Annotated in this window: 16 protein-coding genes and 1 pseudogene; 9 read left to right on the top strand and 8 right to left on the bottom strand. The window is 60.2% G+C overall.

The annotated features are described in order from the left end of the window. Positions 1-15 precede the first annotated feature (15 nt). The 6 genes and pseudogenes from H9L05_RS16060 to H9L05_RS16040 all read left to right on the top strand — a co-directional run bounded on the left by H9L05_RS16060 (position 16) and on the right by H9L05_RS16040 (position 7,788). Complete coding sequence (locus tag H9L05_RS16060) at positions 16-1,581, top strand: RagB/SusD family nutrient uptake outer membrane protein (RefSeq protein WP_187731793.1); 1,566 nt, start codon at positions 16-18, stop codon at positions 1,579-1,581. A gap of 106 nt (positions 1,582-1,687) precedes the next feature. Continuing rightward, positions 1,688-3,100 (top strand): alpha-glucosidase, encoded by a 1,413-nt coding sequence (locus tag H9L05_RS16055; protein WP_223284504.1) that lies wholly within the window; start codon positions 1,688-1,690, stop codon positions 3,098-3,100. After that, complete coding sequence (locus H9L05_RS24005; RefSeq protein ID WP_223284503.1) at positions 3,001-3,453, top strand: alpha-amylase family glycosyl hydrolase; 453 nt, start codon at positions 3,001-3,003, stop codon at positions 3,451-3,453. Before H9L05_RS16055 ends, H9L05_RS24005 begins: the two co-directional genes overlap by 100 nt. 188 nt (positions 3,454-3,641) lie before the next feature. After that, positions 3,642-5,615: a glycoside hydrolase family 65 protein gene (locus H9L05_RS16050; protein WP_223284502.1), complete on the top strand. Its 1,974-nt coding sequence runs from the start codon at positions 3,642-3,644 to the stop codon at positions 5,613-5,615. A gap of 695 nt (positions 5,616-6,310) precedes the next feature. Then, positions 6,311-6,652, top strand: a pseudogene (locus H9L05_RS26990) (hypothetical protein); the annotation flags it as partial. A gap of 146 nt (positions 6,653-6,798) precedes the next feature. Beyond that, on the top strand, positions 6,799-7,788 hold the full coding sequence (locus tag H9L05_RS16040; protein ID WP_223284967.1) for an FG-GAP-like repeat-containing protein: 990 nt from the start codon (positions 6,799-6,801) through the stop codon (positions 7,786-7,788). Between the two features lie 415 nt (positions 7,789-8,203). On the opposite strand, the gene H9L05_RS16035 is transcribed toward H9L05_RS16040, so the two are convergent. Together H9L05_RS16035 and H9L05_RS24000 are read right to left on the bottom strand one after the other, a co-directional pair. Beyond that, positions 8,204-9,940 carry a HelD family protein gene (locus H9L05_RS16035; RefSeq protein ID WP_223284966.1) on the bottom strand — a complete coding sequence of 579 codons (1,737 nt, stop codon included), beginning with the start codon at positions 9,938-9,940 and terminating at the stop codon, positions 8,204-8,206. Positions 9,941-9,948: 8 nt separating this feature from the next. Next, a complete protein-coding gene (locus tag H9L05_RS24000; protein WP_223284501.1) occupies positions 9,949-10,278 on the bottom strand; it encodes a hypothetical protein in 330 nt (109 codons plus the stop codon). A gap of 368 nt (positions 10,279-10,646) precedes the next feature. Here H9L05_RS24000 and H9L05_RS16030 point away from each other — a divergent pair, with 368 nt between their 5' ends. The 3 genes from H9L05_RS16030 to H9L05_RS16025 all read left to right on the top strand — a co-directional run bounded on the left by H9L05_RS16030 (position 10,647) and on the right by H9L05_RS16025 (position 12,284). Then, positions 10,647-11,180 (top strand): GNAT family N-acetyltransferase, encoded by a 534-nt coding sequence (locus H9L05_RS16030; protein ID WP_187731791.1) that lies wholly within the window; start codon positions 10,647-10,649, stop codon positions 11,178-11,180. Positions 11,181-11,400: 220 nt separating this feature from the next. Further along, positions 11,401-11,673 (top strand): hypothetical protein, encoded by a 273-nt coding sequence (locus H9L05_RS23995; protein ID WP_223284500.1) that lies wholly within the window; start codon positions 11,401-11,403, stop codon positions 11,671-11,673. Then, a complete protein-coding gene (locus H9L05_RS16025; protein ID WP_262892553.1) occupies positions 11,670-12,284 on the top strand; it encodes a DNA/RNA non-specific endonuclease in 615 nt (204 codons plus the stop codon). Before H9L05_RS23995 ends, H9L05_RS16025 begins: the two co-directional genes overlap by 4 nt. A gap of 137 nt (positions 12,285-12,421) precedes the next feature. Here the strand turns inward: H9L05_RS16025 and H9L05_RS16020 are convergent, their stop codons facing one another. From H9L05_RS16020 to H9L05_RS15995, 6 genes are all read right to left on the bottom strand, one after another. Continuing rightward, positions 12,422-12,949 (bottom strand): ferritin, encoded by a 528-nt coding sequence (locus H9L05_RS16020; protein WP_187731790.1) that lies wholly within the window; start codon positions 12,947-12,949, stop codon positions 12,422-12,424. A 206-nt stretch (positions 12,950-13,155) separates the two neighbouring features. Next, positions 13,156-14,898, bottom strand: coding sequence for a tetratricopeptide repeat-containing sensor histidine kinase (locus H9L05_RS16015; RefSeq protein WP_187731789.1), 1,743 nt, complete (start codon positions 14,896-14,898; stop codon positions 13,156-13,158). Next, entirely contained in the window at positions 14,859-15,194 is a 336-nt protein-coding gene (locus H9L05_RS16010) for a hypothetical protein (RefSeq protein ID WP_187731788.1), read from the bottom strand. The genes H9L05_RS16015 and H9L05_RS16010 overlap by 40 nt, the downstream gene beginning before the upstream one ends. 140 nt (positions 15,195-15,334) lie before the next feature. Continuing rightward, positions 15,335-15,658 carry an ester cyclase gene (locus tag H9L05_RS16005; RefSeq protein ID WP_187731787.1) on the bottom strand — a complete coding sequence of 108 codons (324 nt, stop codon included), beginning with the start codon at positions 15,656-15,658 and terminating at the stop codon, positions 15,335-15,337. Positions 15,659-15,765: 107 nt separating this feature from the next. Further along, entirely contained in the window at positions 15,766-16,194 is a 429-nt protein-coding gene (locus H9L05_RS16000; RefSeq protein WP_187731786.1) for a cupin domain-containing protein, read from the bottom strand. 121 nt (positions 16,195-16,315) lie between these two features. Then, on the bottom strand, positions 16,316-16,747 hold the full coding sequence (locus H9L05_RS15995; RefSeq protein WP_187731785.1) for a cupin domain-containing protein: 432 nt from the start codon (positions 16,745-16,747) through the stop codon (positions 16,316-16,318). Between the last annotated feature and the right edge of the window lie 61 nt (positions 16,748-16,808).

Genomic DNA, 16,808 nt, shown 5'->3' with positions numbered 1-16,808 from the left:
CTACTTTTTCCCACCATGAGATACTCCAAGATTGCCTGTGCGGCTGCCGTTCTGGCTTTATTACAGGCGGCGACTAGTTGTGAGATTGACGAAACCCTGGAAGGTCAGCTGACGGAAAGCCAGGTTCGGCGCGGCGAGCTTACATCACTGCTTCAGGGCGTGTATAATTCCCAGCGCGAACCCATTCAGGGCCACGTAAGCGTGTTTGCCCTTCAGGAAGTGTCCACCGATGCCCGCATCATGCCCACCCGCGGGCCCGACTGGGACGACAACGGTAAGTGGCGCGCCCTCTACAACCATACCTGGGATGCCAATAACGAGCGGGTGCGCGAAACCTACACCCAGCTCAATGGCATTATCTACGCCTCCACCGACCTGCTGCGCTTTTCTCCTAACCCGCAGCAGGAGGCCGAGTCGCGGTTTCTGCGGGCCTGGGCCATGTATCTGGTGCTCGACCTCTACGACCAGGTGCTCTACCGGGAACCAGGCGAGAATCTGAGCGAGCTGGCGCGGGTGCGCAAGGGCACCGAGGCCCTCGACTACATCGTAAGTGAGCTGAACGCCATTCAGGCCAACCTGCCCGACGCCCCCGTCAGCCGCGCCACCAAGGACGCGGCCCGGGTGCTGCTGATGAAGTGCTACCTCAACAAGGGCGTGTATGCCAACCGCGCGGCCCCGACCTTCGCCGCGGCCGACATGAACCAGGTGATTAAGCTGGCCGACGAAATAATCAACAGTGGCAAGTACTCCTTCACGGATAACTATTTCGACAACTTCGCGCCCAACAACTCGACAATTGGCCGGGAAAACATCTTCACCCAGGCCAATACCTTCGGCAATAGCGGCCCCTTGCGCGACTTGTGGAAATTCGTGTCGCACTACAACATGCGGCCCGTGGATGGCTACAATGGCCCGGCCGCTACGGCCGAGGCGTACGACCTGTTTGGGCCCACCGACAAGCGCCGGGGTATAGCGTACGACGTACCGGGCGGCCCCGCCAATCCGGGCCGGCGCATCAATGTAGGCTATCTCATTGGCCAGCAGTACAACCTGCTCACCGATGCTCCGCTCACCACGCGGGGCGGGGCGCCGCTGGCTTTCACCAAGGAAATTAACCTGTTTGAAACCGGCGCCGACCTCGAAGCGAAGGGCATCCGGCCCATAAAATACCCCGTGGATTATGCCAGCGAGGCCAGAGGTGGCAACGGGGCCGAAAATGATCATGTGAGCTTCCGGCTGGCCGACGTGCTGCTGATGAAGGCCGAAGCCATTCTGCGGGGCGGCACGCCTACCAGCGCCGGACCGTACGGGGCCACGCCGCTGGCCATCGTCAATTCCTTGCGCACTCACCCCTCGCGCACTGCCGGCGCCCTGACCTCGCTTAATCTTGACGTGCTGCTCGATGAGCGGGGCCGGGAGCTGTACAGCGAGTCGTGGCGGCGGCAGGACATGATCCGGTTCGGCAAGTTTCTGCTGGCTCGTAAAGACAAGCCCCAGAGCGACCCGAAGTACCTGATCTATCCCGTGCCGCAGACGCAGGTGGATGTGAACCGCAACATCACCCAGAATCCGGGCTATTAACCATTAACTACGAGCCAGTAGCAAATAAAACCGGCCGTTGGGTGCTGCAAAACGGCAGCGGCCAGCGGCCGGTTTTATTTGTGGTCTGACACCTTGAGCATTCGGTATGAAAATCCTCGCGATAAGCTTGCTGGCCACGCTACTGCTGGCTCTATGGGGCTGCGGCCAGGCGCAGGAGAGCACTGAAAAAAGCCCCCCAGCGGCCAAGCCGACGGCCCAAAGCCAAAACGAGAAATGGTGGAAGGAAACGGTGGTCTACCAGATTTATCCGCGCAGCTTTCAGGACAGCAACGGCGACGGCGTGGGCGACTTGCGCGGCATTATTTCCCGACTCGACTACCTCCAGAGCCTGGGTGTGGAGACGATCTGGCTGAACCCGATCTACGCCTCGCCCAACGACGACAACGGCTACGACATCTCCGACTACCGCCGGATTCAGCCCGAGTTCGGCACCATGCAGGACTTCGATGCGCTGCTCAAGGGACTGCATGAGCGCGGCCTGAAGCTGGTGATGGACCTGGTGGTAAACCACAGCAGCGACGAGCATGAGTGGTTTAAACAAGCGCGCAGCTCGCGCCAGAATCCGTACCGCGCCTACTACCACTGGTGGCCGGCCGAGAAGGGCAAGCCCACGCCGCGCTACAGCTTCTTCGACGTGAACAGTGACGCCTGGAAATACGATTCGCTCACCAACGCCTACTACCTGCACTACTTCTCGCGCAAGCAGCCCGACCTGAACTGGGAAAACCCCAAGCTGCGCCAGGAGGTGCACAGCATCATGCGCTTTTGGCTGGATAAGGGCATCGACGGCTTTCGGATGGACGCCTTTCAGTACGTGGCCAAGGACACGACCTTCCCGGCGTTTCCGGCCGGCTACGAAAAGCAGATTCTGAAATACTACAGCAGCGGCCCCAACCTGCACGCCTACATTCAGGAGATGAACCGCGAGGTACTCAGCAAATACCCCGTGATGACCGTGGCCGAAGGCGCGGGCGACTCGCCCACCGAGGCCATGAAGTTTGTGGACCCCGCCCGCCGGGAGCTGAACATGGCCTACCACTTCGAGGGCATGGACATCGGCAACGGGCCCGAGGGCTATAAGCTCACCGACTTCAAGCAGGTGTACACCCGCTGGGACAGCGCTTTTGCCCGGAAAGGCTGGCTTTCTATTTTTCTGGCCAACCACGACGTACCGCGCATGGTCAGCAAGTTCGGTGACGACCGGCCCGCGTTTCGGGCGGCCTCGGCTAAGCTGCTCAACACGTTTATCCTGACCATGCGCGGCACGCCCTACTGCTACAACGGCGACGAGCTAGGCATGACCAACATTCGCTTCGACCGCATCGAGGACTACCGCGATGTGGCGACCTTGAACGGCTATCAGAAGGTAAAAAACCAGGGCGGCGACCTGGGGGCTTTTTGGCCACCGCCAAGCGCACCGCCCGCGACAACTGCCGCACGCCCTTCCAGTGGGATGCCTCCCCCAACGCGGGCTTCACGACCGGCCGGCCCTGGCTAAAAGTGAACCCCAACTACCGGCAGATAAACCGGGCCGCCCAGGAAAAAGACCCCAATTCCATTCTAAATCATTTCCGCCGGGCTACGGCCGTCCGCCGCCAACATAAAGTGCTGGTGTACGGCCAGTACCAGCTGCTCGACGCAGCCAATCCGCACATCTACGCCTACACCCGCACGCTGGACCAGGAACGGGTGCTGGTGGCGCTAAACTTCTCCTCCGACAAGCGCACTTGGGCGCTGCCCGCTACGCTGAAGCTCGGTGGCCAGCCCTGGCTTAACAACTATCCTACCTTCACGCCGGCCGCTACTTTGGCGCTGCAGCCGTGGCAGGCCGTGGTGGTGCCGCTGCGGTAGCGCCTAAGTTGGCTAGTGCATATTCGCGTGTAGAGACGCAATACTTTGCGTCTCCTCGCCCGCGCCGTATGGCAGTTGTTCAACGAAGAGACGCAAAGTATTGCGTCTCTACATCATTACAGCATTTTATGAGCTAACGCAGGTACCTTCTTAGTCAACTACTTCCCACCCCACGTTTCCCTTCCCAAATGCCGGAATTTGCCCCCCAGCTTCCCAAAAAAGCCCCCCAAAAGCGGTTCGTTGGCCTATGCGCGCTGGCGTTGTTTTGCCTGTTGATTTTGCCCCCCACTCTTGCCCAGACGCCCGACCCGTGGCGCATTACGGCGAATAAGATTGACCCGGGCAACTACTACGGCGTGACGGTGGCCAACGGCATGATCGGCATTGTGTCGTCGCCGGCACCGTTTCAGGTCAAGAACGTGGTGCTGGCCGGGGCCTACGACCAGTACGGGCGGGGGCGGGTGAGCAATTTCTTGAACAGCTTCAACCTGCTGAATATGTACCTGGAAGTGGACGACCGGCGGCTAGGCCCCCAGGATGCAAGCAACTTCCGCCAGGAGCTGGACATGCGCCGCGCGGCCCTCACCACCACCTTCGACTACCAGGACAAGGCCACCATTAGCTACACTTACTACGCCCTGCGCCACCTGCCGTTTACGGTGCTGCTGGATGTGTCGATAACGGCCAAAAAGGACCTTGCCCTGACGGCGGCCAGCGTAATGGAAACCCCGGACGCCCTGCGCGACGCCCAGAACTACTACAACGAGATTGACCGGCCCCACGTCACGCTCAGCCTGCTCACTTCCTCGGCCCAAAGCCCCACGGGCAAGCTGCAGCTCTGCGCGTCCAACAGCTTTTTGTTCAATGAGGCGCACGGGCAGGAGCCGCGGGTGATCCATGAGATGTGGGACAACAACATGCACCTGATGAAGTTCAGCAAAAAGCTGCCCGCCGGCCAGACCTACACCTACGCCGTGACCGGCTCCTCCATCACCAGCGCCCACCACGCCGACCCGCTGAATGAGGCCGAGCGCCTGACCATCTTTGCCCGCCTCGAAGGCAAGGACCGCTTATTAGCGTTTCATACCAAAGCCTGGAATGAGCTGTGGCAGAGCGACATCCAGATTGAGGGCGACCCGCAGGCCCAGCAGGATGTGCGCAGCATGCTCTACCACCTCTACAGCTTTTCGCGGGCCGGCACCGACTACTCGCCCTCGCCCATGGGCTTGTCGGGGCTGGGCTATAATGGCCACGTTTTCTGGGACACCGATGTGTGGATGTTTCCGGTGCTGGCGGTCATGCACCCGCAAATCGCTAAGTCCCTGATTGAGTACCGCTTCCAACGCTTGGAGGCGGCCCGGCGCAACGCCTTCGCCCACGGCTACCAGGGGGCCATGTACCCCTGGGAAAGCGCCGATACGGGCGTGGAGGAAACCCCGGTCTGGGCCCTGAGCGGCCCGTTTGAGCACCATATCTCCGCCTGCGTGGCCCTGGCCGCCTGGCAGTACTACTGCGTGACCCAGGACAAGGAGTGGCTGCGCGAAAAAGGCTGGCCCATCCTGTCGGCCACCGCCGATTTCTGGGCTAGTCGCGTGGAGCGCAACGGCCCTGGTCGCTACGACATCAAGAACGTGGTAGCCGCCGACGAGTGGGCCGAAAACGTGGACAACGATGCCTTCACTAACGCCGCCGCCCAGGTAAATTTGCAAAATGCCACGGCCGCCGCCAGGCTGCTCGGCCTGAAGGCCAACGCCGATTGGCTGCACGTGGCCCGCAACATCCCGATTCTGAAAATGGCCGACGGCGTGACCCGGGAGCATGCCACTTACAAAGGCGAAGGCATCAAGCAAGGCGACGTGAACCTGCTGGCCTACCCGCTGAACGTCATTACGGCCCCAGCCCAGATCAAAAAGGACCTTGCATACTATGAAACCCGCGTTCCCAATGAAGGCACGCCTGCCATGACACAGGGCATTTTCGCGTTGCTCTACGCTCGTCTCGGCGACGCCGACAAGGCGCGGCATTGGTTTAAAGATGCCTACGAGCCTAATCTACTGCCCCCCTTTCGGGTCATTGCCGAAACCAAGGGAGGCACCAACCCTTACTTCGCTACCGGCGCGGGGGGCGTTTTGCAGGCCGTACTCATGGGGTTTGGGGGCTAAATATTACGCCCACCGGCATCACGCAAAGCAAAACCACCTTGCCCGCGGGCTGGCAGTCCGTCAAGATTACGGGCGTGGGCACGCAGCGCAAAACCTATTCTGTAGGCCGCTAAGGCCGCTCCGCGGCCCGGCCGCCACAGTTGCTGATGGATATGTTGATGTACCCAAGAGTAGAAAAGCAGAATTTGACAGCTACAGCCCTGCGCTTTGTCAGATACTGAGCTGTTGGTACAAAGCGAGTTAAGTCACGGCACAGTAGGTACCCTTCTTGGTGTTTGCCTCGTCTATCTTGTCCCTTGGGCCACCTGCTCTGGCAACGAGCCGTAACCACCGCGCCGCCTGATATTTTTATCCTCTACCTGCGTGCTACTCGAAGTAGAGGCACTTAGCTCCCAGCTCGCGGGGTCATGCCAGGTAGCAACCAGAAGGCTTAAGGATAGGCGGTACGTTGCCAATTTTATTATATACTTTCTGTATATTATGCTAGTAATAAGTTCTTGGTTCCCGTCTGTTCCCAGCCCGTCGGTTTGGTAATTGAGCGCCTTGGCTCGCGATGACAACCCCGTTCTCCTGTGCACCGACCCCATCGAGTGAGGTGCCAGCTCACGCTAACCACACCCGCGCGCTTGAGCCCTGCGATAGTTCTCGGCCACATATTTAGCATATAATTAGCACAATGTTAACTCGTTACTTCTATGAAACGCCTACTCTACCCGCTCCTATTCTTATCCAGTAGTATCCTGTTACTCTCCTCCTGTGACTTGCTGGAAGACTATATTTTGCCCCCCAAGAATGCTCAGGCCCCGTACCTGCTGCCGGATACGCCCTTACGCAACGCGCCGTCGGTACCACACACCGCGCCGCTGCCCCTGACCTTTTCTTCCCCTATAGACCCCGCCACCGCGGGTGCCATCACGGTGCTCGGGACCCAGCGCCAAGGGCGGCGTGCAACGACGGCCACGGTTGCGGGCCGCACAGTTTCGCTGGCGGTGGCCGGAGGCTTCTTTGCCGGCGAGCCCGTGAGCGTGAGCGTACCGGCCACCGTGCGCGGCACCAACGGGCGGGCAGTACAACCGCAGGTGCTGCAGTTTACGACAGCGGCCACCGGGCCGGGCCGGGGCACCTTCACTACGGGAAGCAGTGTCCCCCGGAATTACGGTTCAGGGGGGAGGCGCTCGCCGACATTGACAGCGATGGCGACCTCGACCTGCTTTTTCCCTTGGGCGGCAGTCTGGGTGTCTCCTCGAACCAAGTGGCGGTGCGCCTCAACGACGGGCAGGGTACGTTTAGCGGCAGCACGGCTGTGCGGGTCGGCAATGGCGGCGGCGACTGGGCGGTGGCGACGGCCGATCTGGACAGCGATGGCGATCTGGACCTGCTGGCGGCGGGCGGCGGGAGCAATGCGGTTAGTGTGCGCCTCAACGATGGACGCGGCAATTTCGGGGGCGGCTCGGAAGTGCCCGTCCTGGTTACAGCCTATTCCCTGGCCACGGCCGATCTGGATAGCGACGGCGACCTGGACCTGGTCGTGCACACGAACAGCAACGGGCAAACCGTGGCGAGCGTTCGTCTCAACCAGGGTAATGGGATGTTTGGCGGGGGCTCCGAAGTGGCGGTGGCCGGCGGCACGGGCGCCCTTACCCTGGGCGATGTAGACAATGATGGGGACCTGGACCTGCTTACCACGGGTTTTTCGTCGGGGTACATCTATACTTGCCGCAACCAGGGCAATGGCACCTTCGGCCCTGCGGCTGCTACCCTGATGCCCAACAATCCGGCCGCGGTGGCGCTGGCAGACCTGGACCGGGATGGCGACTTGGACCTGCTGGCGGGCTGCGCCGGCAGCAATACCGTCGAAACCCGACTCAACAACGGACAAGGACAGTTTGCCCCCACGGGCGCTTCCGTTTCGGTCGGGAATTACCCCGAGCAGCTGCGCCTAGCCGATTTGGACAGCGACGGCGACTTAGACCTGCTCACCGGCAATTTGCAGGGCGGCAACGTCAGTGTGCGATTTAACACCGCCGGCACGTTTGCCGGCGGGTCGGAGGTGGCGTTGGGAAGGACTGTTCACGGGCTGGCAATTGGCGACTTAGATGGCGACGCCGACGTGGATTTCGTGGCAGGCGTGGAATCCGCTTCCTCCCTCATTCGCATCGCTTTCAACCAGTAACGTGCTGGCCTCTTTTCTACCCAAATTCCCCTGGAAGGCAACCAGTCATCACCTGTGGGCGGAAACCCCGCACTTAGGGGCATAGGCGCTAGGTGGCGTATTGCTAGGGGGCATTTCTAAGCCACGGCGCCAGCCTGATCCGATGGCCGATCAGCGGCTGAGCGGACTGAGGAGTAGCCGGCCGCAGCTAGCGGGTGCATCCTTTTTCGCTCCGTGGTCAGGAGAACACCTGCTAGCTTGCCCCAACCGCGTCAATGGCTTCAATCACTTAGGCGGGGGTGCTTGCCACAACGGTATTGGCGGGCACATCCCGGCTAACTCACTAATGGCACCGGCGCGCACGGCGCGCCGGTGCTAATACGCGGAATCGTGGCCCCGTGGGTTTTATCGGCCAGGGAGTAGCCTAGACCGCGTTTCAGACGGACAAGAAGGCGGTGAGCTCCCCGGTATGCGTCAGGGTGAGCTGGTGCATGGCCCGCGTGCAGGCTACGTAGAGCATGCGCTTATCTACCTCCGTTTTATACGTCGGGGCGGAAGCAAAAGGAACCAGCACCGCGTCGAATTCCAGTCCTTTCGCCAGATGGGCCGTGGTGATGACGATGCCTTCGGTGAAGGAAGTGGATTCCTCGGTAAGTAAATGAACCGCGGGGGCTTGCAGCACTCGATAGGCCTCCTGAGCCTGCCGCAGGGTTTTGCAGATGATACCCAAGGACTGATGGCTGGAGCCTTGGAAGTCCGTGATCAGCTGCTGAATGGTCTGCCACTCCTCGGCTGGGCTGCCGCAGCGCACCACGACGGGCTCCGGTCCGTGCCGCTCCAGCGGGATGATGTGAGGATTGGACGTGATGCGCTGCGCAAAGGTCGTTATCTCGACCGTGGAGCGGTAGCTGCGGTACAGCTTTACTACGTCGGCCTGCGGGAAGACCCGTTCGATGGTTTCGGCGGAGGAAGCGCTGTAGGGATTCACCGTCTGGCTGACATCGCCCAGAATGGTTTTGCGGCACGCGAACAACCGCGACAACACGGCATATTGCACGGGGGTATAGTCCTGCATCTCGTCCACCAGCAGGTGCTTGACCTGGTCGTAGGCACTCAGGCCTTCCAGGCGCAGGCGCAGGTAGATCAGGGCAAAGACATCCGCGTATTCCAAGCGCGTGCGCTGGTCGTACCTAAACAGCTCGGGCCGACCGATCCAGCGATAAAAATCCCGGTAGAAATCCAGCACCTGCTGAAACCTGAACAGGCGGAAAATCGCTTCTCCGATTGTTGCCTTCTCCCGCCCCGTTAGCTTCCGGCGGGTGGCGTCCCGGACATAGGCGCGCACATCCTCGGCAACCAGCGCCAATCGCTTTAAGAGCGGCACCCGGTGGTAGGTTTTGAACCTGGCCACCAGAAACGCCCCGGGGACGAGGGTGGGGCCCACCCGCAGGTCGGTAGCGGCGAAGTAGTGATTCTCAATGTGGAGCAGGTACTGGTTTAGCTGGCTGAGGAAGTCGAAGGAAGACTTGAAGCGGATGCGTTCGATGAAGGCCGGGTCGTGGTCCTGCAGCAGCGCGGACACTTGTTCGAAGAAGGACTGGAACGGGTACTTGCCTTCTAGCAAGTCGGCCGCTAGCTCGTCCATGCCTAGCTCGGGGATGTGCTCTTCCCCCAGCTCAGGCAAGACGTTGGAGATGTAGTCGGCGAAAACTTTGTTGGGCGAGATGATGAGCAAATCCTTGGCTTTGATGGTGTCCCGATAGCGATACAACAGGAAGGCCAGGCGATGCAAGGCAATGGAGGTTTTGCCCGAGCCGGCCACGCCCTGAATGACCATCACCTGCGCGGTTTCGTTGCGGATCACCGCGTTCTGGTCCCGCTGAATGGTGGCGACGATGTTCTTCATCTTATCGTCGGAGGACTTGGCCAGCTCCCGCTGCAGTACGTCGTCGTGAATGTTGACGTCACTGTCGATCATAAACTCCAGGCGGCCGTCCCGTATCTTGTACTGCCGCTTTAGCGCAATGGTGCCACGGATGGGGCCCGACGGGGTGGTGAAGGAGGCGGCCCCCAACTCGTAGTCGTAGAACAGGGAGGCAATGGGGGCCCGCCAGTCGTAGATCAGGCCCTGCCGCTGTTGCTCATCGACGAAGGAGTACATCCCGATGTACACGGGCAACGCTACCTTATTCTGGGGGCAAAATCAATGCGGCCAAAGTAGGGCGACTGCCCTAGCTTGAGGAGCTTGTGCTTCCGGGCCACGGCCGCTTCGCCCGTAAAAGCCATGCGGTTAATGGATTGGTCGGCGGCGACCATGTCGGCGTCGTCCAGGCTGGACTGGTGTTCGTGGAGGTACTGCTTTTTCTCCCGAAGCTCGTGGGAAAATTGCTTGACGGCATCATCGACCCGCCGAATGGCCACGGTCAGCTTCTCCTTAATTACTTCCAGGTATTCTCTCTCTTCTTGCTCCGTTGCGTTCATCCTGGGGGGCTTTTTGACAGTGGACGGCAAAGGTGGCCTCAAATCCCGGTCGGTTGAAGCATCCGGCCTCTTTTATTAGGTGGCGGGGCCTCCAATGACGCTAGGGGGCTTTTTTCCTCAGAAGCTATTAAACTATCAACACGCAGCCTTAGAGTTCAAGAAGGGCGGCGTTAGCAAACCGTATGGGAGGCAGCCTCTTAGAAAAAAGCCCCCAGGCGTTCTTCGGCGTCCCCGCACCCATAGCACTGCCTTCCTACAAGTTCTCTCAAGAGACGTAGATAATAGCCCGCGACCGAATAGCGCCAAAAGCGTCGTATAAAACGTACTTTTCCAATCTTCGTCCCCAGCTTTGGTTAGCGCCTGCGCGCCCGATTCCCTACCCTTCATCTTTTCCTGCCATGCCTCCCTTCTCACTGCAACCCCACTTAGAAACCGATACTCTCCGGCTGCTGCCCTTGCAGGCGGCAGACTTTGCGGACCTATACGCCGTTGCGGCCGACCCTAAGATTTGGGAACAGCACCCCAATAAGGACCGCTGGCGACAAGAGGTATTTACCTCCTTTTTCGAGGGGGCCATGCAGAGCGGCGGGGCCTTTAAAGTGGTGGATAAAGCGACGGGCGCCACGCTGGGCAGCACCCGCCTCTACGACTACAATGCCCCCGATAACAGCATCCTGATCGGCTACACCTTCTACGGCAGGCAGTCCTGGGGCACCGGCGTCAACCATGCCGTGAAACGCCTGCTGCTGGATTATGTGTTTCAGTTCGTGGATACGGTCCGGTTTCACATTGGGGCGGGCAACGTGCGCTCACAAATCGCCATCCAGCGGCTGGGCGCCACCAAGGTTGCCGAGCAGGAAGTGGCCTATTACGGCGAGTCGCCCCAGCTCAACTTTGTGTACGCAATAGAAAAACCGACCTGGACTGCGTGAGTTTTGCGGCCCAATACTCGTGTCTGGATGACCGAATCGGCAATGGGCATGTATTAAAAAAGTCCAGGGTACAGCTGCCGGCTGTTGGGTGGCTGGTGCGGCAACTGCCGGGTCAAGTGGTAATAAATTGATAATAAATCCCTAATCTAGGACGCCGCCTAGTTCAGGCTAGCCGGAAGACCTTTGCCTGACCTTGCCACCATCCCCTAACCCCTGTTCTATGAAGCGTACTGTTACCCGCCTGAGCACCCTGCTGGTGCTGCTAACCCTGGCCGTTTCCTGCTCAAAAGACGAGCTCGTGGCCCCCGTTCCCTCGCCCACCGCGGCGCCTAGTAGCCAGGATGCTACCCGCGACAGCCATCTGGCCCTGGGCAATCCCAGCGGCGCCATCGCCGACCCGTATTACTACTGGAACTACCTGCTCGTGAAATCTCAGTTTACCATGTCTTACCACCGCGACCGGGGGTACCGAACTGGGTCAGCTGGCACTTGAGCAGCGCCTGGCTGGGCAGCACCCCGCGCCAGGACAACTTTTCCACGGACGCCGCCCTGCCCACGGGCTGGTACCGCGTGACCAGCACCAGCTATTCCGGCTCGGGCTTCGATCGGGGTCACCTGTGCCCATCGGCGGATCGCACGGCCTCGATTGCCGATAACTCGGCCACCTTTAAAATGACCAATATGATGCCCCAGGCGCCGACCAACAACCAGCAAACCTGGGCAAATCTGGAGAATTACTGCCGCACACTGGTGGGTCAGGGCTACGAGCTGTACGTGATTGCCGGCAGCTATGGCAAGGGGGGCACGGGCTCCGCTGGCTACAAGACGACACTGGATGCGGGCCGCGTGACGGTGCCTGCACGCACCTGGAAAGTTGTGGTCGTGCTGCCCGAGGGCTCCTCAGACGCGAGTCGGGTGAGCAGCGGCACGCGCGTGATTGCCGTGGATATGCCCAACACGAACACCCTCAGCACGAGCTGGGGCAGCTACCGCACCACGGTCGATGCCATTGAAGCGGCCACGGGCTACAACATTCTCTCGGCCGTCTCGAGCACCGTGCAGAGCACCGTCGAGGCAAGAGTGGACGCCGGGCCGACAAGCTAAGGCCGGTGGAGGCACGAAAAGCCTCTCGCCCCTCGGGTGGGGGCTTTTTTGTGCCCATCAAGTTGTTGTATCTCTGCACCTGCTGGCGGCTGGTCCGCACCTTTGTTGGTCGGGCCACTTCCCGCGCCGAGTGGCCCTTAGCTGGGGGCGGCGTTGCCCTTGGCGGCGACGTGGCTGCGAAAGAGCAGGATGTCTTTATCGAATAGGTAAATGCCGCTTTTGTCGTCACCCACCAGCTCGAGCTTGTCGTTGAGGGTGCGGGCCAGTGCTTCCTCCTCCAGCTGCTCCGAGACGTACCACTGCAAAAAGTTGTGGGTGGCAAAGTCCCGCTCATGAAGGGCCAGGCCCACCAGATCGTTGATACTGGCGGAGACAGCCATCTCGTGGTGCAGGAAGTCCTGAAAGACCCGCTGCAGGGATTGAAAGGTAAGAACCGGTTGCGCTAGGGCGGGTACTAGGGCAAAGCCGCCGCGCTCGTTGACGTAGCGGATGAGCTTGAGCATATGGACCCGCTCCTCCTGGCTTTGCTGATAGAAAAAAGTCGTTACCCCGTCCAGACCGGGCTGAATTTCGGCCCAAGAGGCCATGGCTAGGTAGGCCTGGGAGGACTGGGCCTCCAGGGCAATTTGTTGGTTGAGCGCGTCTTGCAGCGGAGCTGTGAGCATCGTAAAGCTGGGTTAACACCACGAAACAGGAACGGTGCGGCCCGCCCGGTCCCACCTGCTATCCTATACGGGAACAGGGCCTGGAAAGGATAAGGCTGTCCAAGCGCGGCGGCTTATCAGCCCGAGAGTAACTCACCAGAGAAGGGGTATCAGCACCGGAAGAAGAATCGCGGGGAACTGCCGTGAGGATTGTGCTGGCTCCGGCCTTACCGGCTCGGGGGCAAATGCAGGCTAAATTCGGTGTAGTGCCCCTCCTCCGAGCGCACTTGCAAGGTGCCGCCGTGGCCCTGGGTGATGATCTCGTAGCTCAGCGACAAACCTAGGCCGGTGCCCTGCCCGGGCGGCTTGGTCGTGAAAAACGGCTGAAACACTTTCTCCTGAACCCCCGCCGGTATTCCGAGTCCGTTGTCCCACACGCGGATTTCCACGGTCTGTGCGCCGCGCCGCGTCCGCACCCGTACTTGGGGCTGGTAGTCATGGCCCGTTTCCTGCTGCTCAGAGCGCTGCTGGGTCGCGTAAAAGGCATTGCTGAATAGGTTGAGGAGCACCCGCCCGATGTCCTGGGGCACGACGGCCAGAGAACCAAGTCGCTCGTCGTACTCCGCTACCAAGTCGCAGCGGAAATCGGGATTCTTGGCGCGTGCGCCCTGGTAGGCCAAGCGCAGATACTCATCGGTAAGCTGGTTGAGTTTGGTCGGCTGTTTGGTGCCGGCAGCTTGGCGGCTGTGGGCCAGCATGCCCCGCACAATGGTGTCGGCGCGGCGGCCGTGGTGGTTGATCTTGAGTAGGTTGGCTTTCAGATCGGCCAGCAGCGCCGCTTCACAGGCCGCATCAGGGGTGGGTTTCTGATGCTCCGCGGCTAGGTCGTCGAGCAGCTCGGCGCTGACCTCCGAGAAGTTGTTGACGAAGTTCAGCGGGTTCTGAATCTCGTGGGCAATGCCGGCCGTTAGCTCGCCCAAGGAGGCCATCTTCTCTTTCTGAATGAGCTGAGCTTGGGTGGTTTGCAGAACCTGGTAGGCCTGCTCGGCGTGGGCGCGCTGGGCGTCCAGCTCCCCTTTTTGCTGACTCAATAAGGCATTGCTGCGCTGCTGCCGCCGCGTTGTGCGCCAAAGTAGCAGCGCCACCAGTAGCCCAACGCCCGCAGCTACGGCCAGGCCGTAGCTGCGCAAGCGTTCTCGGTACGCTTGGCGGGTGGCCGCCAGTTCCTGCTGACGCTGCTGCTCCTCAAAGCGGATCGTGAGCAGTTGCTTCACCTTTTGCTGGCTGAACAGGCTGTCTTTGGCGGCCACGGCTACCTTGTAGTAACGTAGGGCCTGGGTGTCGTCGCGGCCTTCGTAAAGCTGGGCCAGCAGTTGGCTGGCTGGCAAAATGCCGGTCAGAAACTGGCTCTGCTGCGCGACCCGGAGTGATTGCCGGGCATAGATCAGGCTGGAGTCGCGTGCCCCCATTGCCTGATGCAGCGTGGCCAGCCGCAAGTAAATGATATTCTGTTCAGCTGGGTCCTGAGTCAGGCGCCCGGCCCATCGGTACAGGCGCAATGCCTCGCCCACATTGTTTTGTTGCTTGCGAATATCCCCCAGCACGTACAGCGTGTTGGGCAGCACCATCTGGGCGGCTGGATTTCGTGTAAATACTAAGGCTAGACGTAGGTATGCTTCGGCTGAATCCACCTGCCCGCTATTGGCATACAGCTCCCCCAGGTTGCAGTACTGGATAGCGTGGAGCAGCGAGTCGGGCGGCCGACCGGCCTGTTGCTGATGCAGCTTAAACAACCGCAAGGCCTCCCGCTGGTGCTTCAGGCCCTGCGCGTAGTCCTTTTGGTCGATATAGGCTACCGCCATGTTATTGTGCGCTACCGACTGCCGGCGCAGATTAAGCAATGACTCACTCAGATCCGCGGACTGTTGCATCAGCCGGATGGCGCGGGGGTAATCGCCCAGTTGCACCATAATGGCCCCATGACATTGAGGGCATGCGCCTGGCCCAATGGATAGCTCAAGCGGCGGGCCAGCGCATACCCTTGCTGCACGAGCCGGTAGGCCGTATCAGGCCGGGTATTACGATAGTTAAACGCTAGGTCGATGAGCAGCATCACCCGGTTGGTATCGTTGGGCTGGGATAGTAAGCGTTGGCGCAGGCTGTCCGGCAGGGTCGGTCTGTCTTGCGCCCGCGCCTGCTGCGGCAGCCCAAGCAGGCTTAGGAATAAACAGGTGGAAAGCAGGGTGAGCAGCAATAACGTTCGCATGGCCAGCAGCTTGTTGTCATTTTATTTTAGCTGGCCTTACTCCGCTGCCGCTGGAGGCAACACCCCTACCTGCTGCAATAACCCAACGGTATCCATGAGTATCCTGCTTTCAGCAAAGCGGCCATTCCTCACTACGTCCATCACCACTCCCCACACCTCCACCTTTTTATTCGTGGGGGGATGCCCATAAAGGCCCCGGCGTGCGTTCCCGTCCAGGTGAATCGGGTTACCACCTTTTCCCCTTCCGCAATTTGTTCCTGCACCGTCCAGTGCATGTCAGGAAAGCCGGCGAGCATAGCTGTAATAGCAAACTTTAATCCTTCTCTGCCCGGTCCCTGGCCCGGAAACGGCACCTGTTCCGTAAAGTCTTCCGCAACTAGATCGTCGATGGCATGGAGGTTCTTCTTGTTTATGACTTCCTCAATAAAATGAGTCATAAATTCTTTGTTTTCGGCGGCAGCCATGGCGTTCAGGATGTAGGTAGGAAAGGATTGATTTTGCGTAATGGCTTCAGCACCAGCAGCCAGAAAAAGCCCCCCAGCCTGCGGTAGCCGCCACGACGGCGCGGAGTTTACGCCACGACTAGCCCGTAATTGGCCATAATTTCCTGCACCCGGACCGGGTCTGGCGGGCCGCCGGCTTGTAGCAGGGCCCCCAGCTCCCGAAAATAAGCCGGGCCAATGCGGGCCGGGGTCAGCACGGTGAGTACCGTCGCCGTTTCGGTGCCCAGGTTGGCGTGGTGGTGCACCACGCCGCGCGGGATAAAGCACGACTCGCCCACGCCCAGCGCCCGCACCTGGCCAGCCACGGTAGTCGTCATGCTGCCCGCCAGCCCATAGAGTAGCTCGTCCACATCCTCGTGGTAGTGCGGGGCGGGCACCTTCGCCCCGGGCGGCACCGAAAACTCGAACATGACCAGGCGCTGGTCGGTATCGTCGCCATCGAGCAAAAAGCGCAGCTCCAGGGCGCCCACGCGAATAATTTCTTTGGGTTCTGGCATGTCGGAGGTAGTAATTTTCCTTCGATTTGGTAAGTGTTTATCAACTGCCTTCATCTACAGAGCAAGGCCTTGAGCGGGACGATCTGTCTCCTGCCGCGAGCCGAGTCGTGTGGCCACCAGCTTAGGACCGGGCGAGGTGCATATCGAAGCTAGCAGCCCGCTCTACTACTTGCTGAATTACCTGCGCGTCCACGGAGGCCGCAAAGGCGCCTTCCCGAGCCGCCTCAATGCCGAACTCCTCAAAAAACGCTCGAAAGCCCTTGGGGCTGTGCACGTTCAGCCACCGGCAGGGCTCGGCACCCACGTTGCTGAAGGTGTGCACGGTATTGGGGGGCAAATCAATCGATTCGCCGGCCCGCACCGGCACGGGCTGGCCATCCACCAGAAACTCAAGCTGGCCGTCCAGCACGTAGAACAGCTCGTGGTAGCGGGCATGGTGGTGGGGCGGCGGGCCGGGTACCTGCGGCAGGGTGACACCTTCGAGCAAATCGTAGTCGCCCGAGGATGCGTGCAGGGTCAGGGTGTGGCCCAGGCAAATAATTTCTTTTTTCATGAGGAAATAGTTTATGAGATAGTTGTCTCACAAACATAACCAAAAAATTAACCCGTTTGCA

Origin of the sequence: Hymenobacter qilianensis (genome assembly GCF_014489555.1) — a bacterium.
Taxonomy (GTDB): Bacteria; Bacteroidota; Bacteroidia; order Cytophagales; family Hymenobacteraceae; genus Hymenobacter; species Hymenobacter qilianensis.
The sequence above is the reverse complement of the archived record's forward strand: the minus strand, read 5'-3'. Positions and strand labels throughout refer to the sequence as shown.

What these genes read in the sequence shown, in the direction of transcription:
- H9L05_RS16060 (WP_187731793.1), top strand. Translation starts at nt 16, where the DNA reads ATGAGATACTCCAAGATTGCCTGTGCGGCTGCCGTTCTGGCTTTATTA.
- H9L05_RS16055 (WP_223284504.1), top strand. Translation starts at nt 1,688, where the DNA reads ATGAAAATCCTCGCGATAAGCTTGCTGGCCACGCTACTGCTGGCTCTA.
- H9L05_RS16050 (WP_223284502.1), top strand. Translation starts at nt 3,642, where the DNA reads ATGCCGGAATTTGCCCCCCAGCTTCCCAAAAAAGCCCCCCAAAAGCGG.
- H9L05_RS16030 (WP_187731791.1), top strand. Translation starts at nt 10,647, where the DNA reads ATGCCTCCCTTCTCACTGCAACCCCACTTAGAAACCGATACTCTCCGG.
- H9L05_RS23995 (WP_223284500.1), top strand. Translation starts at nt 11,401, where the DNA reads ATGAAGCGTACTGTTACCCGCCTGAGCACCCTGCTGGTGCTGCTAACC.
- H9L05_RS16020 (WP_187731790.1), bottom strand. Translation starts at nt 12,949, where the DNA reads ATGCTCACAGCTCCGCTGCAAGACGCGCTCAACCAACAAATTGCCCTG.
- H9L05_RS16015 (WP_187731789.1), bottom strand. Translation starts at nt 14,898, where the DNA reads ATGGTGCAACTGGGCGATTACCCCCGCGCCATCCGGCTGATGCAACAG.
- H9L05_RS16010 (WP_187731788.1), bottom strand. Translation starts at nt 15,194, where the DNA reads ATGCGAACGTTATTGCTGCTCACCCTGCTTTCCACCTGTTTATTCCTA.
- H9L05_RS16005 (WP_187731787.1), bottom strand. Translation starts at nt 15,658, where the DNA reads ATGGCTGCCGCCGAAAACAAAGAATTTATGACTCATTTTATTGAGGAA.
- H9L05_RS16000 (WP_187731786.1), bottom strand. Translation starts at nt 16,194, where the DNA reads ATGCCAGAACCCAAAGAAATTATTCGCGTGGGCGCCCTGGAGCTGCGC.
- H9L05_RS15995 (WP_187731785.1), bottom strand. Translation starts at nt 16,747, where the DNA reads ATGAAAAAAGAAATTATTTGCCTGGGCCACACCCTGACCCTGCACGCA.